Source organism: Olleya sp. KKT75, assembly GCF_055635485.1.
Genome location: NZ_CM145759.1, coordinates 1,957,501 through 1,960,000, shown reverse-complemented (window position 1 = coordinate 1,960,000; position 2,500 = coordinate 1,957,501). Strand labels below are relative to the sequence as shown.

Here is a 2,500-nt window from a genome sequence, read left to right as displayed (position 1 = left end):
ATAAGGTCTTAATCCAAATTTCTCTGGGCTATCCCTTAGTAAGAGGTAGATTCTATACGCGTTACGCACCCGTTCGCCGGTCGTCATCTTTAGCAAGCTAAAATGTTACCCCTCGACTTGCATGTGTTAAGCCTGCCGCTAGCGTTCATCCTGAGCCAGGATCAAACTCTTCATCGTTAAATTTTAAAGTCTTTCGACTAATATGCTTAACAATTAAAGAAATATCTAGTACTCTAAAATGGCTTATTCTCTTGTTTGAACCTAATCGTTTCCAATTAAATTCTTACGCTGTCAATTCAATATGTTTATGAACTTTTTTCTCTGTCTCTTAAGATGTTATTTCCTTAAGCGGGTGCAAATATAATTCGCTTTTTTAAATCCCACAAGCTTTATTTGAAAAGATTTGAATCTTTTTTGTATCACTGTTATAATAACTCTTTGAACGTTGTCTTAATCACTAAATAACCTAATATAGTTACATCGTTTTCGGGGTGCAAATATACAAGCCTTTTTGGTTCCCACAACCCTTTTGGTAATCTTTTTTTAATTTAAAGATAACATCTGCCTTTAATCCTTTGTGCTTAGCGTGTTACAGTAAATAAAAAAAGAGTAAATAATAATACTTAGCATGAAAAGAGAATTTATATAATCGATTACTCTATAATTTTATTAGGATTATTTAAAAAGCAACAATAAAATAGCTAAGATATCGGCCTATAAATGACTGATGTTTTATGGGTGTGGTAACTAAGAATCATTGGTCTTGTAAGAATATAATACTGAAAAAGATGTGCTTGCCTAAATAAAACTTAGATACATGAATATTGTAATTAGGGATTAGTTGTTTTTAATAGCGTTATTAACTTACACTAAGATCTAAGACAATCAACTTTTATAACAAAACATAATCCAGGTAGTCCAAATTTGGTGAGAACCACACCCAAAATAAACAATTACATTGTTATGTTATGTTATGTTATGTTATGTTATTAAATAATATATACTCACCTCTAATAATATCTTATCGTTTAAAATAAATATTCCAGTTAGAATATTTATAATTTGAATATAATATTCCGACCTAAAGATTAATCCCTTTATTGAACCATAATTTATAAATTATAACTGTGCTATAGTCATTTATTCAATTTACCTATACCCTATTTACTTTAGACTTTTAGCTTTTCACTTTTACCTTCTGATATCTGATATCTGATATCTGATATCTGATATCTGCTTTAGCCTTATTCTTTTAGCTTCTGCCTTTTGCCTTATTCTTTTAGCATTTGGTTTTTTGCTTTTTACTTCTATCTTTTAGCTTTTGCATTTACACCGACCCTTTATTTATTTGAGTATAAAGCACAAAAAAACCCTTCATAAATAAATATGAAGGGTTCTCTAAAAAGGCGACGACCTACTCTCCCACAATGTAGTACCATCGGCGCAAATGGGCTTAACTTCTCTGTTCGGAATGGTAAGAGGTGAGCCCCATCGCTATAATCACCTTAAATCTTTCGGTGTATGTAGTAGTAACTACTTAACCGTATAAAATAACATATTGAAAAAATGATTCATGAAAATCTGTATTGAACTTTATAAAAAACAGGCGTACAATAAGCCTATGGGTTATTAGTATCACTCGGCTATGACATTACTGCCTTTACACCTATGACCTATCAACGTAGTCATCTCCTACGACCCTTTAAAGAAATCTCATCTTGTGGTGGGTTTCGCGCTTATATGCTTTCAGCGCTTATCCCTTCCCAACGTAGCTACTCTGCAATGCTCCTGGCGGAACAACAGATACACCAGAGGTTAGTCCAACTCGGTCCTCTCGTACTAGAGTCAGATCCACTCAAATTTCTAACGCCCACTGTAGATAGAGACCGAACTGTCTCACGACGTTCTGAACCCAGCTCGCGTGCCACTTTAATGGGCGAACAGCCCAACCCTTGGGACCTTCTCCAGCCCCAGGATGTGACGAGCCGACATCGAGGTGCCAAACCCCCCCGTCGATATGAGCTCTTGGGGGAGATCAGCCTGTTATCCCCGGCGTACCTTTTATCCTTTGAGCGATGGCCCTTCCATACGGAACCACCGGATCACTATGCTCTTGTTTCCAACCTGATCGACTTGTAGGTCTCTCAGTCAAGCACCCTTATGCCATTGCACTCTACGCACGATTACCAACCGTGCTGAGGGTACCTTTAGAAGCCTCCGTTACTCTTTTGGAGGCGACCACCCCAGTCAAACTACCCACCAAGCACTGTCCCTTCATTGAAGGTTAGACTCTAGACAAGCAAAGGGTGGTATTTCAACAATGACTCCACAACGCCTAGCGACGCCGCTTCAAAGTCTCCCACCTATCCTACACATTACTTATCCAAAACCAATACTAAGCTATAGTAAAGGTGCACGGGGTCTTTTCGTCCCACAGCGGGTAATCGGCATCTTCACCGATACTACAATTTCACCGAGCTCATGGCTGAGACAGTGTCCA

The 2,500-nt window shown here is 37.6% G+C and carries 3 rRNA genes (2 of these 3 running past the window's edge); all 3 read right to left on the bottom strand.

The annotated features are described in order from the left end of the window. Positions 1–177 (bottom strand): 16S ribosomal RNA (locus tag ACZ2G2_RS08565); it reaches 1,343 nt to the left of the window's first position. A gap of 1,224 nt (positions 178–1,401) precedes the next feature. Further along, a 5S ribosomal RNA gene (rrf, locus tag ACZ2G2_RS08560) occupies positions 1,402–1,508 on the bottom strand. A gap of 101 nt (positions 1,509–1,609) precedes the next feature. Then, a 23S ribosomal RNA gene (locus ACZ2G2_RS08555) occupies positions 1,610–2,500 on the bottom strand; it runs 1,930 nt beyond the window's last position.